Below are 21,482 nucleotides of genomic sequence, written 5' to 3'. Positions count from 1 at the left end.
TTAGAAACGGACGTTTTGAATGTTTTAAGCTGTTTTCTCCAACCAGACACTGCGGACAAAGAAGAGGCTGATGAGGGCAAGGGCTAGGAAGAGCCCTGCAACATAATAGTAGGGTTGGTCGAGAGTTGTTGAACGACCAGAGAGGTTCACAATGCCTCGGTAGAGAGCCCCCGCAGTTGCCGTAGCAACAGCTGAGTTCCAAAGATTAAGAGTGATTCGAGAAAGGCCTTTTACCACTAGTTGCAGAGTCACTAGCAAGGCACCACCAATCAAAGGGATCATGAAGAGATAGTGCATGAAGGCAGAGGTTTCCCCAAAGCTAAAGTGTTCGTAGATGCGACTTCCGACGAAGAAGAAAGCTGAAATCAGAGTGTACCAGAGGATGGTCTTTTTCAACCGTTGTTTGATAGGATTAGTAACCGATGTAGACAATGTCACTCACCGCCCTTTCTGAGATAGTACCATTTGTAGTTGGTTTGTTAATAACTTGGCCATTGAAGTAAAGTGTAGAAGATCCACCACCATCCAGGTTGTAGGCTGTTTTGACGCCATACGATTTCATCACTTCCGCTAATTGGTAGAGAGAAAGCCCTTCGCTCTCTGAAGTCCGCCCATCTGAAACGACAATGATGTAGTGGTTTTCATCGATGATTCCGATAGCCGTCCGTGGGTTAGAAGACATGGATTGTCCCACCTCTGAGTTTGTATCGACTGTAATTTCTCCATCTTCAACCAAGGAAGGTCCGAAGGCAAGGAGATTAACAACCCCGTCTTTGACCAACTGATCCGCAGAGATTTCATCTTCGTAGATAACCTTGAAGGAGCCATCTTTATAAATCGCCAGGTCGCCATTGCTTGAATCCTCACGAACCTTATCGCGGTAGACCACTCCGTTTCGGATGACATAGCCGGTGCTATTAGCTCCGTAGTAGTCTCCATTGACGGCTAGAATAGCATTGTTCTCAGCTGCAGTGACGGAAGTTTTAGCCGTCACATTGGTCCCATAGGTATTTTGAGCAAAAGCAGTTCTTAGATAGTCAGAAGAGCTAACCGTAATATCTGCAATGTAAACTTGAGTGTTTTCGACTGTTTTTTCTGTCAGGCTTACCTGGATATTGTCATCGGAGTAACTGGTATCTGTAGTGGTAGCAGTTGCTGCAGCTTGTTCAGCAGCTTTACTATCAGTTGTTGTTGCTTTAACTGTTTGGATAGCATCTGATAAGACGAAGGTCTTAAGCATAGAATAGCTGAAGGAGCTTGTTAGCAGGATGCCGAAACAAGCAGCATAGGTATACGATTTTTTAAAGAATTTCATGAGTAGGTGCAGTCCTTTCCTTGAAAATGATTTTTTTCTGAATCAACCATGAGACGACGAAGAGCAAGAGTCCGACGATCACTTTGCTGAGGAGCAAATGGAGACCGAAGCTTGTATAGAAGAGTCGAATCAAGAGGGTATCGAGAATAAAGAGTCCAATCGCAAGTCCCAAGTAACCACTTCCGGTTCGAGCCAGGCTGTCTTTGTTCTTAAAGACGAAACGTTTGTTAGTCGAGTAGTTAAAGATAGAGCTAGCCACACGAGCAATCCCGTTGGCAAGGAGGATCCGAAGGCTAATCGGCACAGCCATCATTACGAAAAGAAAGAAAGCATAGACCAGATAGTCAACGATAAAGCTACTGAGGGACGAAAGTGCAAATTTAAACATGTCCTTGTAGATCATGAGACCGTCTCGAACAGGACGGAAGTGGGACCCTTCATTGTCATTGATATAGACTGTTTCGATCGGAACTTCCAAGATGGGGAAGGCCTTGCTAGCTGCAAGAAGCACATTCATTTCGTACTCATACCGTTGACCCTCAATTTCTAACATAAAAGGAATCATGTTCGTTGTAAAGGCTCGAAGGCCAGTCTGGGTATCTGTCACAGCGACCCCTGTTTGTTGCTTGAACAAGAAGCGGGTCAATTTATTTCCAAAAGCAGAACGCAAAGGAACCTTGCCTGAAAAGGCGCGTGCCCCTAGAATCAATTGATTCGGATTATCTTGCGATTGGTTGGCCACGCGGAAGATATCCCAAACCTTATGTTGGCCATCGGCATCGGCAGTGATGACTGTTCCGTATTGCCCTTGCTCTTGAATGTAGGTGTAGGCTGTTTTGAGAGCCCCTCCTTTTCCAAGGTTCACTTCGTGGTGAAGGACTGTAGCTAATCCGTCTAATTTTTCAAAAATAGCCTGGCACTCCTCAGAACTACCATCGTCCACAACGATAATGGAGAAGTCACATTTTTCTCTCAGTTTTTTCACCAGTTTGAGAAGTTTTTGATCGGGTTGATAAGCGGGGATGACTAAATAATTCATAACCGTTCCTCGTTTCTTGTTTGTGATGAAGGTAGTATAACGGCCCATTCTTAAAGCTAACTGATATCAGTTTTCTTTAAGGAAAGGGAGAGATTTCCTTGCTGTATAAAAACTAGAGAAAATAATAGAAGAAAAATAAATCTTCTCAAAAAGAATCAAGAGAAGGTATTTTTACTTGCCTTCTATACCGAAGTCTGGTATAATAGTTTCTTGTGAGCAAACCTCACTTACCCCTTGCAAAGACTTGGGGTCATTAGACCAAAAGGAGGAACATATCAATGGCTAAATACGAAATTCTTTATATTATTCGTCCAAACATTGAAGAAGAAGCTAAAAACGCTTTGGTAGCACGCTTTGACTCTATCTTGACTGACAACGGTGCAACTGTTGTTGAATCAAAAGATTGGGAAAAACGTCGTCTTGCATACGAAATCCAAGATTTCCGTGAAGGACTTTACCACATCGTAAACGTTGAAGCGAACGACGATGCAGCTCTTAACGAGTTCGACCGTCTTTCAAAAATCAACGGTGACATTCTTCGTCACATGATCGTAAAAGTTGACGCGTAAGCCCTAACGAATAAAGAAGGTGACTAATGATTAACAATGTTGTACTTGTAGGTCGTATGACTCGAGATGCTGAACTTCGTTATACCCCTCAAAACCAGGCTGTTGCGACATTTTCACTTGCTGTTAACCGTAATTTTAAAAACCAAAATGGTGAACGAGATGCGGACTTTATCAACTGTGTGATTTGGCGTCAACAAGCTGAAAATTTAGCAAATTGGGCTAAAAAGGGTGCCTTAGTTGGGATTACAGGTCGTATCCAGACTCGTAATTATGAGAATCAGCAAGGTCAACGTGTTTATGTCACTGAAGTCGTAGCGGACAGCTTCCAATTGTTGGAAAGCCGCGCGAATCGTGAAGGACAAGCTGGTGGAGGTTATTCTTCAGGTGGAGGATTTGCAGGAAATGCAGCTCCAAGCTTTGGAGGATCTGAACCATCGAACGCAACACCAAACTTTGGACGTGATGACAATCCATTTGGAGCTAATCCAATGGACATCTCGGATGACGATCTACCATTCTAAGAATGGGTTTAACGAATTAAAACTATAAAGGAGAAATAAACATGGCTCAACAACGTCGTGGCGGATTCAAACGCCGTAAAAAAGTTGATTACATCGCAGCAAACAAAATTGAATATGTTGATTACAAAGATACTGAGCTTCTTAGCCGTTTCGTTTCAGAACGTGGGAAAATCCTTCCTCGTCGTGTAACTGGAACTTCAGCGAAGAACCAACGTAAAGTAACAACAGCTATCAAACGCGCTCGCGTAATGGCTTTGATGCCTTTCGTAAACGAAGATTAAAAAAAAGACCCGGGTGGGTCTTTTTTTCAGGTCCGGGTGGACCTCTTTTTCACGAGCTTGGAAATGTGATAGCGAGTTGAGGTCCGGGTGGATCTCTTTTTCACGAGCTTGGAAATGTGATAGCGAGTTGAGGTCCGGTGGACCTCTTTTTCATGAGCTTGAAAATAAGAAAGCGAATTAAGGCCTTTACGGGTCTTTTTTTCATGAGCTTGAAAATGAGAAAGCGAGTTGAGGTTCGGGTGGACCTCTTTGACCTTTCCCTAGCTCTAATCGTGTTATAATGTGGGAAGGAATGTATCAAGGAGGGAACTATGAAGGAAGGTGTAATCATCAGGAGGATGATAAAGGCAGATATTGAGCACATCTCTCAAGCCTTTATCCACCAAGGGTGGCCGGGTAGAGAGGATATCTTGGCCAGCTATTTTCAGGATCAGGAGAATGGAGAAAGGGACGTATTAGTAGCTGAGTCGGATGGACTTGTGGCAGGTTATATCACTATATTGCCTGTTGCCAAGCACGGTCCTTTCGTGGGAGTCTATCCTGAACTAACTGATTTTAATGTTTTTGAGCCATTTAGAAATCGAGGAATTGGGAATCAACTCATAGAGGAGGCGGAAAAAAGAGTCTGGCTACTTTCAGAGATTGTGACTTTAGGGGTTGGTTTACACTCGGGTTATGGCCCGGCTCAAAGGCTTTATGTTAAACGGGGCTATATCCCAGATGGATCTGGGGTTTGGTTTAGGGATCAGCCCTTGGGCCCTTACAGTTCTTGTGAAAACAATGATGACTTAGTCCTCTATTTTTCAAAAAGGTTGAACAAGGACATGCAGTAAAACAAAAACGGATGAAGTGTTCATCCGTTTCTTTTTAGCGTCGTTGAGGTGCCGTATTGGCGCTCTTGATATTGTATTTTTTCTTCAAGTAGTAGCGGAGGAGAAGAGCCCCACCACCGAGTAAGAGCATGAACCAGTTTGGTACACGAGGGTTAAGGAATTGTGGGAGCAAAGCAGTGACCATGAGAATCACAACCCAAAGGATCATGGCTAACATTAGGATAGGAAGTGACTTGGTTAAAGCAGGTCGTTTCATTCCACGTTTAGAAACTTCGTAGTATTGGTAGAAGTAGTAATACATCAAATAGAGCACAACCCCACCAGCCAAGCTACCAAGAGTTAAAGTGAGAAGTCCATAAGTGGTTCCCTGAGGTGCAAAAAGGTTCATGAAGGCTGAAATGGCAGCAAAGAGACCAAAGACGAGAAGGAAAGAATCCGTAATCATGAGAAGAGGAGTATCATTTTCTTTTGGATGCTCTTTTTCGTAGCGTTCCTTATCACTAAAAGCATTGGCCCAAACAGTTGGCGCTCCAAAGAGAGTTCGCGCCGTTACTCCTTTTGGTTGGTTTTCAAAGATGGCTGGAAGAATTTCTTCAATTAGGCTAGTAGCATCTTCTTCGGTTTTGCCATTTTCAATCAATTGGTGTTTAGCGATGCGAACGAATTCTTGATTTTTTTTACTTAATTGGGTCAAATCAAATTGAGACATAAATACTCCTTAGTGTTATTAGTAGGTGTTAGAACCATTTTTTATGGATGAGGTAGACAACGAGCGATCCGGTCATGGCAAAGGCAATAAAGATAATGAGCCAGAAAGCATTAGGTTCCCCATTGAGGGGTAGGTCATTGTTCTTGAAGTTCATCCCATAGGCCGAGAAAATCATGGTTGGGATGGACATGACGATGGTCACCATGGCCAAGGTCTTCATGATATTATTCTGGTTGTTGGAGATAATCGATGCGAAGGTATCGGTCATAGAGTGGAGGATGTTTCCGTAAATATCCGCCATCTCAATCGCCTGTTGGGTTTCGATCAAGGTATCTTCCAACAAGTCCTCGTCTTCCAGGTATTTCTTGATGTTACTAGTGGCACTGGTCAATTTCTTGATCACGCGCTCATTGGTTTTCAGAGAGGCCTTAAAGTAGACGATGGTTTTTTCTAATTCCATCAGTTCAATCAGCTCTTCATTACGCGTTGATTTGTGCAATTGGCTTTCAATCTGTTCACTCTTACGATCCAGGGTACGAAGCGCAGTCAAATAAAGTTCAGCATTGCGATAAAGGATCTGGAAGATGAAGCGCGACCGCATGAAAGTATAGAAATTCCGCAAGCGACGATTGATAAAGGTGTCTAGGAGAGGCAACTCTTCCAAACAAGTGGTGATGATAGCCTCTTCTGTTAGGATGATTCCCAAAGGGATGGTGACATAGTAGGTCTGATTGTTCCGCTCTTCCTTGATGGGAACGTCCACGATGATCAAGGTATACTCATCTTCGATGGTCATACGAGACATTTCTTCCGCATCGAGTGGTGCCCGTAAATCGGCAATGTCGATACCGAAAGCAGATGCGATTTCCATCGATTCACTTTGGGAAGGGTTGACAAGGTTGATCCAGCTACCGGGTTCCAGTGTCTCTATTTCTTTAAATTCAGTTGTGGTTGATAAAAAGACCTGTTTCATGGTGCCTCCCCTTGTTTTTTTACACCTTAACATTATAACAGAAAAAGCACGCTTTTGGATAAAAGAATGCTGAAAAATTTGATATAATGAAGGATAAATAAATTGATGAAAAGTGGAAGAAATGCTCGATAAAATTGTCATTCATGGAGCGCGTGCTCATAATTTAAAAAATATTGATGTTGAAATCCCTCGAGATAAGCTAGTGGTGGTCACTGGTCTATCAGGTTCTGGGAAATCGAGCTTAGCCTTTGACACTCTCTATGCGGAAGGGCAAAGACGTTATGTAGAGAGTCTGTCAGCCTATGCTCGTCAGTTTTTAGGAAACATGGAAAAACCCGATGTGGACTCGATTGATGGCCTAAGTCCAGCCATTTCTATTGACCAAAAAACAACCAGCAAAAATCCGCGGTCAACGGTTGGAACGACAACTGAAATCAACGATTACTTACGTCTTTTATATGCTCGTGTGGGGATTCCCTACTGTATCAATGGCCATGGAGCGATTACGGCTTCTTCGGTCGAGCAGATTGTTGACCAAGTTTTGGAACTGCCGGAGCGCCAACGTCTGCAAATCTTAGCGCCCATTGTTCGCAAGAAAAAAGGCCAGCATAAGAATATCATCGAAAAGGTTCAAAAAGACGGCTATGTCCGGGTGCGTGTGGATGGTGAGATCTATGATGTGACAGAGGTCCCAGAATTATCCAAAAGCCAGCAGCACACCATCGAGGTTGTCGTAGATCGGATTGTGATCAAAGACGGCATTCGCTCGCGTCTCTTTGACTCGGTAGAAGCAGCCCTTCGAATTGCGGATGGCTACGTGGTCATCGATACCATGGATGATAATGAACTGCTCTTTTCAGAGCATTATGCTTGCCCGGTATGTGGCTTTACCGTCCCTGAATTGGAACCTCGTCTCTTTTCATTTAATGCCCCCTTTGGCTCTTGTCCAGATTGTGATGGACTAGGGATCAAGCTAGAGGTGGACTTGGATTTGGTTGTTCCAGATGCTAGTAAGACTCTCCGTGAAGGAGCGCTTGCACCATGGAATCCGATTTCTTCTAACTACTATCCTCAGATGTTGGAGCAGGCCATGATCCAGTTTGGGATTGATATGGACAAGCCATTTGAAGACTTGTCTCCAGAAGACCGACACTTGGTTTTTTATGGTTCTGAGGGCAAGGAATTCCATTTCCATTATGAGAATGAATTTGGTGGGGTTCGCGATATTGACATTCCTTTTGAAGGGGTCGTTACCAACATCAATCGCCGCTACCATGAAACTTCTAGTGATTTCACCCGCAATCAGATGTTGTCCTACATGAATGAATTGACTTGTGCCACCTGCCATGGTTATCGTTTGAATGACCAGGCCTTGTCTGTCCGAGTAGGAGGAGAGAAGGGGCTCCATATCGGGCAGATCTCTGACTTGTCTATTGAGGACCATCTTAAGGTGATAGCTGATCTCAAATTAACCAAGAATGAGGAGACTATTGCTCGTCCGATTCTTAAAGAAGTCAAGGATCGCTTGAGCTTCCTAAACAATGTTGGTTTGAGTTATTTGACCCTGTCTCGATCAGCTGGGACTCTATCTGGGGGAGAGAGTCAGCGCATTCGCTTGGCTACCCAAATTGGCTCCAATCTCTCAGGTGTCCTCTATATTCTGGATGAGCCTTCGATCGGTCTCCATCAAAGGGACAATGACCGCCTGATTGCCAGCCTTAAAAAGATGCGTGATTTAGGCAATACCTTGATCGTCGTCGAGCACGATGAGGATACTATGAGAGAAGCTGATTACTTGATTGACGTCGGTCCAGGAGCCGGTGTCTTTGGAGGAGAGATTGTTGCGGCTGGAACGCCTAAGCAGGTAGCCCGCAATAGCAAATCCATCACTGGTCAGTATCTTTCTGGCAAACGGGCCATTCCAGTACCAACGGAACGACGGGTAGGCAACGGACGCTTTATCGAGCTGACAGGTGCCGCTGAAAACAACTTAAAAGAGGTGACAGCACGCTTCCCGCTGGGCAAGTTCATTGCTGTCACTGGCGTTTCTGGCTCAGGGAAGTCAACCTTGGTCAACAGTATTTTGAAAAAAACGCTGGCGCAAAAATTGAATCGCAATTCAGAGAAACCAGGGAAATACAAAACCATTTCAGGTGTCGAGCACATTGATCGACTGATCGATATCGACCAAAGTCCGATTGGCCGCACTCCACGCTCCAATCCAGCTACCTATACAGGTGTATTTGACGACATTCGCGATCTCTTTGCCCAAACCAATGAAGCCAAGATTAGAGGCTACAAAAAAGGCCGCTTTAGTTTCAACGTCAAAGGTGGCCGGTGTGAGGCTTGTTCGGGAGATGGTATTATCAAGATTGAGATGCATTTCCTACCGGATGTCTATGTACCGTGTGAAGTCTGCCATGGACGACGCTACAACAGTGAAACCCTAGAAGTTCACTATAAAGAAAAAAATATCTCCCAGATTTTGGACATGACCGTCAATGATGCGGTGGATTTCTTTAAACATATTCCAAAGATTAATCGCAAATTACAAACCATCAAGGATGTCGGCTTGGGCTATGTGACCTTGGGACAACCGGCAACGACACTTTCAGGAGGAGAAGCCCAGCGGATGAAGTTGGCTTCTGAGCTTCATAAGCGTTCGACAGGTAAGTCTTTTTATATTTTGGATGAGCCGACAACAGGTCTTCATACCGAAGACATCTCTCGTTTGCTCAAGGTCTTGGAACGCTTTGTGGATGATGGCAATACTGTTTTGGTCATCGAGCACAACTTGGACGTGATTAAGACAGCGGACCATATCATCGACTTAGGACCTGAAGGTGGAGTCGGTGGTGGTACCATTATTGCGACAGGAACACCAGAAGAGGTAGCTAGCAATCCAGCTAGCTTTACAGGACAGTATTTGAAAGGGAAATTACAATGAACCAACGAATTACAAATCTACGAACTAAAATGAAGGCGCAGGATTTAAAAGCTGTCCTCATTAACAACTTGAAAAATGTTTACTATTTGACAGGTTTCTGGGGATCGAACGGGACTGTTTTGGTGACAGAAGAGCGCGTGGTCCTCTTCACTGATTCGCGCTATACCATTCATGCCCATGCGACTTGTTTCCCCTTTGTGGAGATTGTTGAAACCCGCAATGAATTGGAAGAAGCATCAAAAATTATCAAAGACGCAGCGATCCAAGAACTTGGCTTTGAGGATGAGATTACAGTTGCCTATCATACCCGTCTGGCGACAGCTTTTTCAGGAGTCTCTCTAAGAGCCTTGTCTGATTTTGTGATGGAGTTTCGTTTGATTAAGGATGAGACAGAAGTGGCAACCATCCGCAAGGCCTGCAGTATTTCAGATCAAGCCTTCCTAGATGTGCTGGAGTTTATCAAGGTTGGTCAAACAACAGAGTTAGAAGCTGCGACCTTCCTGGATTTCAGAATGCGGGAATTGGGAGCGTCAGGTGTATCCTTTGATATCATCTCCGCTGCGGGAGAACGCTCTGCTATGCCCCATGCGACTCCTAGTGATCGCATTATCTCTGCGGGGGATGCCTTGACCTTGGACTTTGGCTGTCTTTACAACCATTACGTGAGTGATATGACCCGGACCATTTATGCAGGTCATGTCAGTGATAAGGAAAGAGAAATTTACGAAACGGTCTTGAAAGCCAACCAAGCTCTCATTTCTGAAGCCAAGGCTGGACTAGGTTTCCGTGAGTTTGATAAAATTCCTCGAGACATTATCGAGGCGGCAGGATACGGCCAGTACTTTACTCATGGAATTGGACATGGTATTGGCTTGGACATCCATGAAGAGCCTTATTTCAGTCAAACATCTAAAGAAGTTATCAAGGCGGGAATGGTCTTAACAGATGAGCCAGGGATCTACATTGAAGGTCTATCAGGTGTCCGGATTGAAGATGATCTCTTGATTACAGAAAGTGGCTGTGAAGTCTTGACCCTTGCACCGAAAGAATTGATTGTGATCTAAGGAAATTTGCAGAGATAGATTTGAGAAATCTGAGCTTTTGTGATAAAATAAAGAGTAATATATTTTTAAAAAGAGGTATGAAAACATGATTGAAGCAAGTAAGTTGAAAGCTGGTATGACCTTTGAAACAGCTGATGGAAAATTGATCCGCGTTTTGGAAGCTAGCCACCACAAACCAGGTAAAGGAAATACCATCATGCGTATGAAATTGCGTGATGTTCGTACTGGTTCAACTTTTGATACAAGCTACCGTCCAGAAGAAAAATTTGAGCAAGCCATTATTGAAACAGTACCAGCTCAATATTTGTATAAAATGGATGACACAGCTTACTTCATGAATACTGAAACATACGATCAATATGAAATTCCTGTTGTCAATGTTGAGAACGAATTGCTTTACATCCTTGAAAACTCAGAAGTGAAAATTCAATTCTACGGAAGTGAAGTGATTGGGGTGACTGTTCCTACAACTGTTGAATTGACAGTTGCTGAAACTCAACCATCTATTAAAGGTGCTACAGTTACAGGTTCTGGTAAACCAGCTACAATGGAAACTGGACTTGTCGTTAACGTTCCAGACTTCATCGAAGCAGGACAAAAATTGATTATCAATACAGCTGAAGGAACTTACGTTTCTCGTGCCTAATCAGCTCTAAAAATTGGTCTGATAGAAAGGAACTTCTATGGCAACTGAACAATACGGCGAAATCGTCATTGCACCTCGTGTGCTAGAAAAAATTATTGCGATTGCGACTGCAAAAGTGGATGGTGTTCATTCTCTTGAGAACAAGAGTGTATCGGATAGCCTTTCAAAACGTGCTCTTGGACGTGGGGTTTACCTTCGTACACAAGAAGATGGTCAAATCTCAGTTGATATTTACCTCTATCTAGAGTATGGTGTAGCAGTCCCTAAAGTAGCGGTTGCGATCCAAAAGGCAGTAAAAACAGCTGTCTACAATATGGCAGATGTGACCTTGGATGATGTCAACATCCATGTGGTTGGAATCGTGACTGAAAAAGCAGCGAAACCTGATTTGAAAGATTTGTTTAATGAGGATTTCCTCAATGACTGATATTTTATTTGAATCACGTCGTGATTTACGGGAGCGTGCCTTTCAAGCTCTAATGAGTTTAGAGTATGAAGGGGATGTTGTAGAAGCGTGTCGATTTGCTTTTACTCATGACAAAGAGGAAACAGACCAGGAAGTGGAAATTCCAGCTTTTTTACTCAATTTGGTATCGGGTGTTCGTCAATCAAAGGATGAATTGGATCAACAGATTGCCCAACACTTGAAAACTGGATGGACTGTCGAACGCTTGACTCTAGTGGAGAAAAACATTCTTCGTTTGGGTGTGTTTGAAATGACTTCCTTTGATACCCCTCAATTGGTTGCGGTGAATGAAGCAATTGAATTAGCTAAAACTTTTTCAGATGAGAAATCTGCTCGGTTTGTGAATGGTGTCTTAAGTCAATTTGTAACAGAAGCAGAATAAGATAGAAAAGAAACCACCTGCACGGGTGGTTTCTTTTTAAGTATAGAGATTCGATTGATCAGGATAAGGAAAAAGACTGGTACAAAAGTCCGGCCTCTCAATTGACTTTGGATTGTCGAACAAGACGCAGTGGTTGAGTGGGCTCTACTACGCTGATTTTATCAGCTTTTACAGCCCTACTCAACTGTGCGGAGGTGGGACGACGAAATCGAATTCTAACGAATTACCGATTTCTGTCCCACTCTCTTTTAAACACTTTTGCCGGGTAAAACATTCACTGGGAGAAAATAGCCTGTTGTTTTAACGTCTTTTCCTTCGATTTTTTGAAGAAGAAGGTCGACCGTCAGACGAGCAATCTCTTGTAAGGGTTGCTTGATGGTGGTGAGACGGGGGAAATAATTTTCGATAAAGTAGGTCCCATCGTAGCCAATAATTTTTAGGTTTTCTGGAACGACAATGCCGAGTTCGTCAGCGATTTTCATCACCAAGATAGCAGTCAAGTCATCGGATGCAAAGATAGCATCTGGTTTCTGCTGGGTCAAGATGGATTTGATTTCCATTTCTTTGCGAATAGGTGAATAATCGCTAGAAACATTAATGATTTGTGCTTCTGGCAGGACTGAAGCAAAACCAGCATGCCGGAGTCCAGTTGGGGAATTGGAATTGTCATTCCCGGTAATCATGATAATCTTTTGTGCTCCTGTCTTGGCAAGGGTTTCCGCTGCAAGGACGCCACCAGCGTAGTTATCTGAGGAAACAACAGGGATCTCAGGGGATAGGTTTCGGTCAAAAGCGATGATAGGAGCTGTAACCCGGTTATAATCTTCAATTCCCAGATTATGACTACCAGAAATAATACCATCTACTTGATTGGCTTCTAGCATTTCGATGTATTCACGTTCTTTTTCAGAATCATGCTCGCTATTACAAATAATGGTTTTGTACCCATGTTTGAACAGTTCTTCTTCCAGTTTATCGATTAATTCTGCATAGAAGACATGGCTGATTTTTGGGAAGATTAAGCCGATTAACTTGGCTGATTTTCCTTGTAGGCTCCGAGCAATCGTATTAGGCTTATAGCCCAATTCCCTCATGGCCTCATTGACTTTTGAGACAGTTTTTTCAGATAAATATCCCTTTTTGTTAATGACTCGTGAAACTGTCGTGGGGCTGACACCAGCTAATTTGGCGACATCAGTGAGTTTTGCGACCATAGTCTAGTTCATAGTATGTTCCGGTAGGTGTTCCGGATTTGATCAAAATACCAGTTTGATCAGCATGCGGGAAGACACGACCAGAGAATACTTTTTCTCCTTTGTTGATAAAAATTTCAAAAATAGAATTATCGATGAAAATAGTAGCGGTAGTAGCTTGGTTTTCGATCGGACAAGTACGAGTGGTCCCAAACTCTTGCGCATATTGTTGGCCAGCTTGGCTACGATCGACAATGACTTGACCATTTGCAATATCGAAAGTAATAGAAAGTCCTTTGCCTTCTTTATCTGCAAGGAGAACAATCTCACTTTTGCTATTAGCTTCAAAGTCTAATTCTAACTCGTAGCAATTATTGGTTGTTTCCTTGTTTGTAAACTCGGATGAAGTGGAGCGAAGCTCTTTTACAGCTTCAACTGGATATTGATAAAGTTTGCCGTCCTTAATGCTTAGCTCTTTGACCAAAGAGAAAGCTCCTTGATGGTCATAACGATCGGATGGATAAGCGACATCTGGTAGGCCAAGCCAGCTAACGGTTAAGGCTCTTCCATCAGGCGCATTGAAGCCTTGAGTCGCGTAAGCCTCAAAACCATAGTCCAGATTGTGCAATTCAGAAACATCAACTAGACGAGCCTGTTCAGGATCAAAAGAAGCCCCAATCTTATACATATTTGGGTAGATATTGTCGTAGTCGAGGACTGTTTTGTCCAAACCTTGAGGGCAATAAAGAAGGACAGGTTGCTCGCCGACGAAGACTAAGTTAGGACACTCCATCATATAAGCTGTACGATCATTGTTGAAATCAAGATTTCCTACTTCAACCCAGTTGCTATAATCGTTATTCACTGCTTTGTAAAGGCGAACGAATCCTTTTTTCTCAAGGTCTTGACCACCGACGATGGCATAGTATTGATCTTTGAATTTAAAAATTTGTGGGTCGCGGAAGTGGTCGGTAGCATCCTCTGGTTGATCAATAAGGATTTGGTCGATTTTTTTGAGGTTCCCATTCTGGTCTATGAGGGCTCCGATTTGGTAAGGATGGCGGATCCAGTTCTCATCTCGTACATTTCCTGTATAGAATAAGAAAAGTTCGTCATCGAATTGCATAGCCGAACCAGAATAGGCTCCATGGCTATCTAAAGGTGTGTCTGGTAAAACTTTAAGACCAGTTTCTTTAAAATGAACTAAATCATCACTTTCCAGTTGTACCCAAGACTTCAATCCGTGAGCGGCTCCAAAGGGAAAGTTCTGGTAAAAGAGAATCCATTTACCATTAAAATAGGAGAAACCATTTGGGTCATTTAAAAGGCCAGTTTTGGGTTCGACATGGTAATGAGTATGCCAAGGAGAATTAGCCATGTTTTCTTTTATTTGTTTCTTTTCTTCTTCGGTCCAGTCTTCATACCGTTTGTACCGAAGTTCTGTTGTCCATTCCATTTGACTCCTCCAAAATTTTTCTTACTTCCATAGTACCGATTTCTATAAAAAAAAGCAAGACTTTGGCCAAAGAATTAAGAAAAAATGTCAAACGTTTATCATAAAATATCGAGGCAGAGGCTAGATTTGGTTTATGAAAACAAATGAAAGAATGAAAGTTTTTGAAAACTTGAAAACCAGATAAGAGCCATATCATACAGTGGAAGGGCGTTTAATTTAATGAAAATAAAAAGCACTTCTTTCAAACATTCAAAAATCGCAAATAAACATCAAAAACTTTCTGCAAAACGGTTGACATATTCTTGATACATGGTACAATTAAATGCGTAGAGACGGGTGAACCGTTTTCAAAACAATAAAAAAATAAGGAGATTTTTGCAAATGTCAAATACAGAAATTGCAAAAAAAGTCATCGATGCAATCGGTGGAGTTGAGAACGTTAGCAGTGTTGCTCACTGTGCGACTCGTCTTCGCGTGATGGTCAAAGATGAATCAAAAATCAACAAAGATGTTGTTGAGAACATTGAAAAAGTACAGGGAGCTTTCTTTAACTCAGGTCAATACCAAATCATCTTTGGTACTGGTACTGTAAATAAGATCTACGATGAAGTAGTGGCTCTAGGCTTGCCAACTTCTTCAAAAGATGAAATGAAAGCTGAAGCAGCGAAACAAGGAAATTGGTTCCAACGCGCAATCCGTACCTTCGGAGATGTTTTTGTCCCAATTTTACCAGCAATCGTTGCAACTGGTTTGTTTATGGGAATTCGTGGTGCTATTGCTCAAGACCAAGTGCTAGCTTTGTTTGGTACTACAGCAGACGCATTTAAATCTACAGATTTCTATACCTATTCAACAATTTTGACAGATACTGCGTTTGCCTTCTTTCCAGCCTTGATTTCATGGTCTGCGTTCCGAGTGTTTGGAGGAAATCCTGTTCTTGGGATTGTAATTGGTTTGATGATGGTTAGTCCGACACTTCCTAATGCGTGGGTTGTAGCGGAAGATCCTTCTAAAGCAGCAACATTCTTTGGTATCTTCCATCATGTAGTTGGATTCCAGAACTCAGTTCTTCCCGCTTTCTTCGTTGGTCTAATTGGTGCGAAACTTGAAAAGTGGCTCCATAAGAAAATTCCAGATGTCTTAGATTTGTTATTGGTTCCATTATTTACATTGACAATCATGTCATTCCTCGCTTTGTTTATTATTGGACCATTCTTCCACAGCATCGAGGAACATGTACTGAATGCAACTAAGTTTATTTTAAATTTACCATTCGGCCTTGCAGGTCTTCTTATCGGTGGGGTTCATCAGTTGATTGTCGTTACTGGTGTCCATCATATTTTTAATCTTCTTGAATCGCAATTAATTACTTCGGATAAGAAAGATCCATTTAATGCAATTATTACAGCTGCTATGACTGCACAAGCTGGTGCGACTTTAGCGGTGGCAGTGAAATCAAAATCTCAAAAAGTGAAAGCTTTAGCATTTCCTGCAACTATTTCTGCCTTATTAGGTATTACTGAGCCTGCAATCTTTGGTGTGAACTTGCGTTATGTAAAACCATTCGTTATTGCTTTGGGAGCAGGTGCTGTAGGTGGTTGGATTGCATCTATGTTAAACCTTGCTGGTACAGGATTTGGTATTACAATTATTCCAGGAACACTTCTCTATCTAAATGGTCAATTATTGAAATATGTATTTATGGTTGTATTTACAACTGCACTAAGTTTCGGTTTGACATATATGTTTGGTTATGAAGATGAAGCTTCATCTGTTCCTGCAGAGGACAAAGAAGCTGGTGCAATTATTGAAGAAGAAACAACTGGAACTGTTCCAGAAACTCTTCAAGATGAAACGATTATCTCTCCAATCGTTGGCCAAGCGGTTGCTTTAGAAAATGTGAATGACCCTGTCTTCTCAAGCGGTGCGATGGGGCAAGGGATTGCAGTGAAGCCATCTGAAGGTGTCGTTTATGCTCCTGCAGATGCAGAAGTAACCATTGCTTTTGCAACAGGTCATGCCTTCGGTTTGAAGACAGCCAACGGTGCTGAAGTTTTGATCCACGTTGGTATCGACACAGTTTCAATGAACGGTGAAGGGTTTGATCAAAAGGTTGCGCAAGGTGACAAGGTCAAAGCTGGCGATGTTCTTGGAACATTTGATTCTGCTAAAATTGCAGCAGCTGGTCTTGATGATACAACAATGGTCATCGTCACAAACACAGCCGACTATGCTTCAGTTACTCCAGTGGCAACTGGTGAAGTTGCTAAAGGCGATGCGATTATCGAAGTGAAAGCTTAATTAAATCTATGTTTGTTCAAGGACTGGTTAGGGCTTCCTCCAGTCCTTGAATTGTATATGAAGATAAGGAAGAGGACGGGGAAGATTATCTTTTATACCTAAATAAGAGTAGTTTTTTCTATAAGGAATAGAAGTGAACCGTTTTCCTTTATGATATAATAGAAAAAAAGAGAATTGAAGAAGAGGTTTGATATGACTAAATTATATGGAAGTCTTGAAGCAGGTGGAACAAAGTTTGTTTGTGCTGTAGGTGACGAAAATTATAACGTCATTGAGAAAATACAGTTTCCGACAACGACCCCTATTGAAACCCTTGATAAATGTATTGAGTTTTTCTCTAAGTTTGAAAATCTTGCAGGTTTAGCGATTGGTTCATTTGGACCGATTGATATTGATAAAAATTCAAAAACATATGGTTTTATTACAACAACTCCAAAACCACATTGGGCCAATATTGATGTGGTAGGTGCTTTCCGTCGGGCATTAAATGTACCGATTTACTTCACAACTGACGTAAATAGCTCAGCTTATGGTGAGGTCGTGGCTCGTAATAATGCGGGTGCGCGGATTGAAAACCTAGTCTACTACACGATTGGTACAGGAATTGGGGCTGGTGTTATCCAGCGTGGTGAATTCATTGGTGGTGTGGGACATCCTGAGATGGGCCATTACTATGTTGCCAAACACCCAATGGATGTTGAAAAAGAATTTAATGGGGTTTGTCCATTCCACAGAGGCTGTTTAGAAGGTCTTGCGGCTGGTCCAAGCTTGGAAGCTCGTACCGGTATTCGTGGGGAAAATATCGGACTCAATAGCTCTGTATGGGATATCCAAGCCTACTATATTGCCCAAGCTGCTGTCAATGCGACTGTAACCTTCCGTCCAGATGTGATTGTATTTGGTGGAGGAGTGATGGCACAACAGCACATGCTGGATCGCGTCCGTGAAAAATTCACCGTCTTATTGAACGGCTATTTACCAGTGCCGGATGTTCGAGACTACATCGTGACTCCTGCGGTGGCTGGAAATGGTTCAGCAACCTTGGGTAACTTTGTCTTAGCAAAACAAGTCAGTAAAAAAGACTAATCAGTTAAGGCTGAAACAACAAAAAGCATGAAATGCTAGGGGAGGGAGTTCTTCGTCGGGAAGATGGATGAATGACCTTCTCTTTTTTAAGCAAGAGAGGAGAAAAGATGGAAAAAGCCATTATGAAGGATCCCTTCTTTTTGAGTCAAGTATCTGAAGAAGCGGCTAAAGAGGATTTGTATTTGGCGCAAGATTTACAAGATACCTTACGAGCTCACCAAGATTCCTGTGTTGGCATGGCTGCTAATATGATTGGTGTACGCAAACGAGTGATTATTATCCAATTTGGCGTGATGCCCTTGGTTCTCTTTAACCCTGTTCTAGTCAAGAAAGAAGGAGCTTATGAGACAGAAGAAGGCTGTCTTTCTTTGGCAGGAAGTCGAAAAACAAGTCGTTTTGAAAAGATTCAAGTCTCCTACTACGACATCAATTGGAAACCTCAGCTCATAAGCTTAGAAGGTTTTGCGGCCCAGATTTGCCAGCATGAGCTAGATCACCTGGAAGGGATTTTGATCTAAGTCCAGCTGCTTATTAAGTAATCGATCGAAGAGAAATTGTTGATGAAAAAAGAATATTTGTTCTATGAACGGATTAGACCATTTTTTGTGTCCCATCCCTGTTATCTTTCTTTATTAAAGTGGGTCAACCGCCTCGTCACCCTTCTGATGCCTCTCCTTTATGTCTATGTCCTTTGGTCAGTCTATCTGGAGAATTCCAAGAGTTGGGAAGTTCTTGCCTATCTGTTGGTTCCGGCATCTGGCTTTATTTTGTTGAGTGTCATTCGAAAACAAATCAATTGGCCCCGTCCCTATGAGATTGGGATGCTTCCTCCTTTATTAGACAGAGAAGGAAAGGGGAGCTCCATGCCTAGTCGTCATGTCTTTTCTGCAACGATTATTTCTATAGTAGCTTGGGGCGTAAATCCTATCCTATCTATCCTTGGCCTGTCCTTGACTCTTCTATTGGCAGGAGTTCGTGTTCTGGCTGGACTCCATTTTGTCCGTGATGTTGTGGTCGGATTTGTCGTTGCATTCCTATGGGGAATCGTCAGTTTTTCTCTATTAGGAATTTTCTGATAGAGGTTGGATGGGAGAAGTTTTTGAATGTAGACAAACTAGTGTTTTACATAAAACAGTTAGATGATTACCAAAAAATGACTTTTATTGTTTAGTTATTTAAGAAGATAAAGACTTTCCGCTGTGAGAAAATGCCTGAAACATAATTGTTTCAGGCATTCGGAATTATTGAGACCTTAGGCTCAATAATTAGTCATGGAACTTCCTGGATTGCTGAAATCATCCACTGGATAATTTCACCTAACGTCCGTACTCACCTAAGGAAAGTTTTTCTGAAGACTTTATCTTAAATCTGAAACTGCCTAACTTAGTTAGGCAGTTTTAATTATGTGAGATTTGGTGTTGGAATTTTTGGAAAAATCGTTCGCGTTCTTCTATAATAGCTGGACTAGGGTTTTTGAGGGAAGTTAATAAATCAACCAAGTCAGGTGTGACTTCTCGAATCAGCTCTCCCAGTGACCAAATGGCGGTTGCAATATGAATCTGGTTTTGCGAGGTTTCGATAATTTCTAAAAGTTTAGGGATGGCAGACCGGTCGTTAGCATTGGCCAATGCAATGATGGCATTGCGCTGAAGGATATTTTTCCCCCGCCAACTACCAGCGACCATTCCGAATTTTTCTTTGAATTGTCCATTGGATAGCTCGATAAAGGGGATTAATTCTGGGTGAGCGAGTTCCGGATCAATGTCAGTGGCTAGTGGATTATCCAAACCACGGTTGTAGGGACAACAGATTTGACAGATATCACAGCCGTAGATGACCGTTTTAATCTTTTTACGGAATTCCATATCCATCATGCCCTTGTCTTGGGTCTGAAAGGATAGACAACGTCGGGCATTCATGGTGCCATCTCCGATTAAGCAAGAAGTCGGGCAGGCTTCTACACAGCGGTTACAATCTCCGCAACCATAGTCAACGGCTTGATCGGGTTCAATCTCTAGGTTGGTGATAAGCTCCCCTAAAAACATATAAGAACCGTATTCTTTCGAGATGACGAGGCCGTTCTTTCCGATAAAGCCAATCCCTGCTCGTTGAGCAACCGCGGTATCAACTAAGGCACCGGTATCCACCATGCCCTTGTATTCGAAGTCGGCGGTCAATTCTTCAATCCCTCGTGCTAGTCGGTCTAATTTATCCTGCAAGACATAGTGATAATCAAGGCCCCAGCTATTGGGGGTGAATTTTCCGCGTTTATAGGCCGTCTTTTGAGGTTGTTGTTTTAACTTGTGGGGATAGGCAACGGCAATGGAAATAATCGTTTTAGCAGAAGCTAAACTTAAACGTGGTTGGATTCGTTCTTCAATATTTTTGTGCTCAAAACCAGAATTTCGGCCTTCTTCCACAGCTAGGCGGAGGGATTTTTCTAAATAGGAAAAATCATCCGCAGTGGTAAAGCCGATTTTTGAAATACCAATGGAGTGAGCCAATTCAATAATGGATTCTTTGAGGTTCATATTCCTATTATAGCGGAAAGCCGGTAAAAATGCGAAAATCGTGCAAAAAATTAAAAAGAGGCTAAAGAGCTTGGCAGGGCTTTCAAAAACGAGTGAAATTTGGTATAATAAAGTATTGAATACAAGGATCTATGGAGGCAGGTATGTCACAACCGTTATTTTTACAATCCGTCATGCAGGAAAAGATTTGGGGTGGAACTAGATTACGAGATGAGTTTGGCTATGAAATCCCGAGCGATCATGTTGGTGAATACTGGGCTATTTCGGCCCATCCACATGGTGTTTCTATTGTTAAGAATGGACCTTATGCTGGAATGGGCTTAGACCAACTATATGCAGAGCATCGCGAATTATTTGGAGATCGAACAGAACCGGTTTTTCCTTTGTTGACAAAGATTCTAGATGCAAATGACTGGCTCAGTGTTCAGGTTCACCCAGATGATGCCTATGGAATGGAGCATGAAGGAGAACTTGGAAAAACCGAATGCTGGTATATTATTGCTGCTGATGAGGGGGCAGAGATTATCTATGGTCATCACGCCCAGTCCAAGGAAGAATTGCGCCAAATGATCGAAGCCAAAGAATGGGATGATCTTTTAGCACGGGTTCCTGTGAAAGCGGGAGATTTCTTCTATGTACCAAGTGGAACCATGCATGCGATCGGTTCGGGTATCTTAATCTTGGAAACCCAGCAATCGAGTGACACGACTTATCGGGTTTACGACTTTGATCGTAAAGACGATCAAGGGAATCTACGTGAGTTGCATATTGAACAGTCCATTGATGTACTGAACTTAGGTGCTCCGGCAAATAGCCGACCAGTTGAGGAAAAAGTTGATCACTTGTCATCGACTTTGTTAGTGGCTAATGACTTCTTTGGTGTTCACAAGTGGGTAGTTAATGGGGAAGTTCGATTTGAAAAGACCCATGATTATAGCTTGGTGAGCATTCTCTCAGGGCAAGGAAGTCTTCAAGTAGATGGGGAGAATTATCCGATTGGAAAAGGGGACCACTTTATCTTAACGAGTGATATCCAGACTTGGACCTTGTCAGGAGAAGAGATGGAATTAATTGTCAGTCATCCATAAAGAAGAAAGAAGGTTGAGTCATCAAGTGCTCAGCCTTTTGTTGTTTTTAGGAATTTTCTAATGGATGGTTGGGAGGTGAAAT

Annotated in this window: 22 protein-coding genes; 14 read left to right on the top strand and 8 right to left on the bottom strand. The window is 42.5% G+C overall.

Annotated elements, in window-relative coordinates; genetic code table 11:
• Positions 1-24: 24 nt before the first annotated feature.
• The 3 genes from EL081_RS08265 to EL081_RS08255 are packed head-to-tail and all read right to left on the bottom strand — an operon-like array spanning position 25 to position 2,354.
• Positions 25-432 carry a hypothetical protein gene (locus tag EL081_RS08265; protein WP_126405071.1) on the bottom strand — a complete coding sequence of 136 codons (408 nt, stop codon included), beginning with the start codon at positions 430-432 and terminating at the stop codon, positions 25-27.
• Positions 413-1,315 (bottom strand): phosphodiester glycosidase family protein, encoded by a 903-nt coding sequence (locus EL081_RS08260; RefSeq protein WP_126404772.1) that lies wholly within the window; start codon positions 1,313-1,315, stop codon positions 413-415. Before EL081_RS08260 ends, EL081_RS08265 begins: the two co-directional genes overlap by 20 nt.
• Positions 1,302-2,354 carry a bifunctional glycosyltransferase family 2/GtrA family protein gene (locus EL081_RS08255; protein WP_126404771.1) on the bottom strand — a complete coding sequence of 351 codons (1,053 nt, stop codon included), beginning with the start codon at positions 2,352-2,354 and terminating at the stop codon, positions 1,302-1,304. Before EL081_RS08255 ends, EL081_RS08260 begins: the two co-directional genes overlap by 14 nt.
• A gap of 278 nt (positions 2,355-2,632) precedes the next feature.
• On the opposite strand from EL081_RS08255, the gene rpsF reads away from it, so the two are divergent.
• From rpsF to EL081_RS08235, 4 genes are all read left to right on the top strand, one after another.
• The gene (rpsF, locus tag EL081_RS08250; RefSeq protein WP_006595679.1) at positions 2,633-2,923 is read left to right on the top strand and encodes a 30S ribosomal protein S6; all 291 of its coding nucleotides are present in this window, start codon (positions 2,633-2,635) and stop codon (positions 2,921-2,923) included.
• Positions 2,924-2,949: 26 nt separating this feature from the next.
• On the top strand, positions 2,950-3,444 hold the full coding sequence (locus EL081_RS08245) for a single-stranded DNA-binding protein (protein WP_126404770.1): 495 nt from the start codon (positions 2,950-2,952) through the stop codon (positions 3,442-3,444).
• A gap of 41 nt (positions 3,445-3,485) precedes the next feature.
• Complete coding sequence (gene rpsR, locus EL081_RS08240) at positions 3,486-3,725, top strand: 30S ribosomal protein S18 (RefSeq protein ID WP_000068664.1); 240 nt, start codon at positions 3,486-3,488, stop codon at positions 3,723-3,725.
• 311 nt (positions 3,726-4,036) lie between these two features.
• A complete protein-coding gene (locus tag EL081_RS08235) occupies positions 4,037-4,558 on the top strand; it encodes a GNAT family N-acetyltransferase (RefSeq protein ID WP_126404769.1) in 522 nt (173 codons plus the stop codon).
• A 34-nt stretch (positions 4,559-4,592) separates the two neighbouring features.
• On the opposite strand, the gene EL081_RS08230 is transcribed toward EL081_RS08235, so the two are convergent.
• Both EL081_RS08230 and EL081_RS08225 read right to left on the bottom strand, forming a co-directional pair.
• Positions 4,593-5,267, bottom strand: a complete 675-nt coding sequence (locus EL081_RS08230; protein WP_126404768.1) for a DUF1129 family protein — start codon at positions 5,265-5,267, stop codon at positions 4,593-4,595.
• A gap of 28 nt (positions 5,268-5,295) precedes the next feature.
• Positions 5,296-6,240 (bottom strand): magnesium transporter CorA family protein, encoded by a 945-nt coding sequence (locus tag EL081_RS08225; RefSeq protein ID WP_126404767.1) that lies wholly within the window; start codon positions 6,238-6,240, stop codon positions 5,296-5,298.
• 121 nt (positions 6,241-6,361) lie between these two features.
• On the opposite strand from EL081_RS08225, the gene uvrA reads away from it, so the two are divergent.
• From uvrA to nusB, 5 genes are all read left to right on the top strand, one after another.
• Complete coding sequence (gene uvrA, locus EL081_RS08220) at positions 6,362-9,187, top strand: excinuclease ABC subunit UvrA (protein ID WP_126404766.1); 2,826 nt, start codon at positions 6,362-6,364, stop codon at positions 9,185-9,187.
• A complete protein-coding gene (locus EL081_RS08215; protein WP_126404765.1) occupies positions 9,184-10,251 on the top strand; it encodes a M24 family metallopeptidase in 1,068 nt (355 codons plus the stop codon). The genes uvrA and EL081_RS08215 overlap by 4 nt, the downstream gene beginning before the upstream one ends.
• An 85-nt stretch (positions 10,252-10,336) precedes the next feature.
• Positions 10,337-10,897 (top strand): elongation factor P, encoded by a 561-nt coding sequence (efp, locus tag EL081_RS08210; RefSeq protein ID WP_006595686.1) that lies wholly within the window; start codon positions 10,337-10,339, stop codon positions 10,895-10,897.
• Positions 10,898-10,934: 37 nt separating this feature from the next.
• Complete coding sequence (locus EL081_RS08205; RefSeq protein ID WP_006595687.1) at positions 10,935-11,324, top strand: Asp23/Gls24 family envelope stress response protein; 390 nt, start codon at positions 10,935-10,937, stop codon at positions 11,322-11,324.
• Positions 11,317-11,745, top strand: coding sequence for a transcription antitermination factor NusB (gene nusB, locus EL081_RS08200; RefSeq protein WP_023024252.1), 429 nt, complete (start codon positions 11,317-11,319; stop codon positions 11,743-11,745). The genes EL081_RS08205 and nusB overlap by 8 nt, the downstream gene beginning before the upstream one ends.
• Positions 11,746-11,993: 248 nt before the next feature.
• On the opposite strand, the gene EL081_RS08190 is transcribed toward nusB, so the two are convergent.
• Both EL081_RS08190 and EL081_RS08185 read right to left on the bottom strand, forming a co-directional pair.
• Positions 11,994-12,959, bottom strand: coding sequence for a LacI family DNA-binding transcriptional regulator (locus EL081_RS08190; protein WP_126404764.1), 966 nt, complete (start codon positions 12,957-12,959; stop codon positions 11,994-11,996).
• Positions 12,940-14,394: a sucrose-6-phosphate hydrolase gene (locus EL081_RS08185; RefSeq protein ID WP_126404763.1), complete on the bottom strand. Its 1,455-nt coding sequence runs from the start codon at positions 14,392-14,394 to the stop codon at positions 12,940-12,942. Before EL081_RS08185 ends, EL081_RS08190 begins: the two co-directional genes overlap by 20 nt.
• A gap of 381 nt (positions 14,395-14,775) precedes the next feature.
• Between EL081_RS08185 and EL081_RS08180 the strand changes: the two genes are divergently transcribed.
• The 4 genes from EL081_RS08180 (at position 14,776) to EL081_RS08165 (ending at position 18,857) form a co-directional block, all read left to right on the top strand.
• A complete protein-coding gene (locus EL081_RS08180) occupies positions 14,776-16,695 on the top strand; it encodes a sucrose-specific PTS transporter subunit IIBC (protein ID WP_126404762.1) in 1,920 nt (639 codons plus the stop codon).
• Between the two features lie 192 nt (positions 16,696-16,887).
• Positions 16,888-17,781, top strand: coding sequence for a fructokinase ScrK (gene scrK / locus EL081_RS08175; protein ID WP_126404761.1), 894 nt, complete (start codon positions 16,888-16,890; stop codon positions 17,779-17,781).
• A gap of 107 nt (positions 17,782-17,888) precedes the next feature.
• Positions 17,889-18,299 (top strand): peptide deformylase, encoded by a 411-nt coding sequence (locus EL081_RS08170; protein ID WP_126404760.1) that lies wholly within the window; start codon positions 17,889-17,891, stop codon positions 18,297-18,299.
• Between the two features lie 42 nt (positions 18,300-18,341).
• The gene (locus tag EL081_RS08165) at positions 18,342-18,857 is read left to right on the top strand and encodes a phosphatase PAP2 family protein (protein WP_126404759.1); all 516 of its coding nucleotides are present in this window, start codon (positions 18,342-18,344) and stop codon (positions 18,855-18,857) included.
• 321 nt (positions 18,858-19,178) lie between these two features.
• Here EL081_RS08165 and queG read toward each other — a convergent pair whose 3' ends face one another.
• Entirely contained in the window at positions 19,179-20,312 is a 1,134-nt protein-coding gene (queG, locus tag EL081_RS08160) for a tRNA epoxyqueuosine(34) reductase QueG (RefSeq protein ID WP_126404758.1), read from the bottom strand.
• Between the two features lie 143 nt (positions 20,313-20,455).
• On the opposite strand from queG, the gene manA reads away from it, so the two are divergent.
• The gene (manA, locus tag EL081_RS08155; protein WP_126404757.1) at positions 20,456-21,400 is read left to right on the top strand and encodes a mannose-6-phosphate isomerase, class I; all 945 of its coding nucleotides are present in this window, start codon (positions 20,456-20,458) and stop codon (positions 21,398-21,400) included.
• The last annotated feature ends 82 nt before the right edge of the window (positions 21,401-21,482 follow it).

This window comes from Streptococcus viridans (genome assembly GCF_900636365.1).
In the GTDB taxonomy this organism is placed as follows: Bacteria; Bacillota; Bacilli; order Lactobacillales; family Streptococcaceae; genus Streptococcus; species Streptococcus viridans_A.
Note: the sequence above shows the minus strand (reverse complement) of the source record. Positions and strands in the feature narration are given on the sequence as shown.

Coding starts and splice junctions, on each gene's coding strand:
- EL081_RS08190 (WP_126404764.1), bottom strand. CDS start 12,959: ATGGTCGCAAAACTCACTGATGTCGCCAAATTAGCTGGTGTCAGCCCC.
- EL081_RS08170 (WP_126404760.1), top strand. CDS start 17,889: ATGGAAAAAGCCATTATGAAGGATCCCTTCTTTTTGAGTCAAGTATCT.
- rpsR (WP_000068664.1), top strand. CDS start 3,486: ATGGCTCAACAACGTCGTGGCGGATTCAAACGCCGTAAAAAAGTTGAT.
- EL081_RS08180 (WP_126404762.1), top strand. CDS start 14,776: ATGTCAAATACAGAAATTGCAAAAAAAGTCATCGATGCAATCGGTGGA.
- EL081_RS08255 (WP_126404771.1), bottom strand. CDS start 2,354: ATGAATTATTTAGTCATCCCCGCTTATCAACCCGATCAAAAACTTCTC.
- EL081_RS08205 (WP_006595687.1), top strand. CDS start 10,935: ATGGCAACTGAACAATACGGCGAAATCGTCATTGCACCTCGTGTGCTA.
- rpsF (WP_006595679.1), top strand. CDS start 2,633: ATGGCTAAATACGAAATTCTTTATATTATTCGTCCAAACATTGAAGAA.
- uvrA (WP_126404766.1), top strand. CDS start 6,362: ATGCTCGATAAAATTGTCATTCATGGAGCGCGTGCTCATAATTTAAAA.
- nusB (WP_023024252.1), top strand. CDS start 11,317: ATGACTGATATTTTATTTGAATCACGTCGTGATTTACGGGAGCGTGCC.
- EL081_RS08235 (WP_126404769.1), top strand. CDS start 4,037: ATGAAGGAAGGTGTAATCATCAGGAGGATGATAAAGGCAGATATTGAG.
- efp (WP_006595686.1), top strand. CDS start 10,337: ATGATTGAAGCAAGTAAGTTGAAAGCTGGTATGACCTTTGAAACAGCT.
- EL081_RS08230 (WP_126404768.1), bottom strand. CDS start 5,267: ATGTCTCAATTTGATTTGACCCAATTAAGTAAAAAAAATCAAGAATTC.
- EL081_RS08215 (WP_126404765.1), top strand. CDS start 9,184: ATGAACCAACGAATTACAAATCTACGAACTAAAATGAAGGCGCAGGAT.
- queG (WP_126404758.1), bottom strand. CDS start 20,312: ATGAACCTCAAAGAATCCATTATTGAATTGGCTCACTCCATTGGTATT.
- EL081_RS08185 (WP_126404763.1), bottom strand. CDS start 14,394: ATGGAATGGACAACAGAACTTCGGTACAAACGGTATGAAGACTGGACC.
- manA (WP_126404757.1), top strand. CDS start 20,456: ATGTCACAACCGTTATTTTTACAATCCGTCATGCAGGAAAAGATTTGG.
- EL081_RS08245 (WP_126404770.1), top strand. CDS start 2,950: ATGATTAACAATGTTGTACTTGTAGGTCGTATGACTCGAGATGCTGAA.
- EL081_RS08225 (WP_126404767.1), bottom strand. CDS start 6,240: ATGAAACAGGTCTTTTTATCAACCACAACTGAATTTAAAGAAATAGAG.
- EL081_RS08165 (WP_126404759.1), top strand. CDS start 18,342: ATGAAAAAAGAATATTTGTTCTATGAACGGATTAGACCATTTTTTGTG.
- EL081_RS08260 (WP_126404772.1), bottom strand. CDS start 1,315: ATGAAATTCTTTAAAAAATCGTATACCTATGCTGCTTGTTTCGGCATC.
- scrK (WP_126404761.1), top strand. CDS start 16,888: ATGACTAAATTATATGGAAGTCTTGAAGCAGGTGGAACAAAGTTTGTT.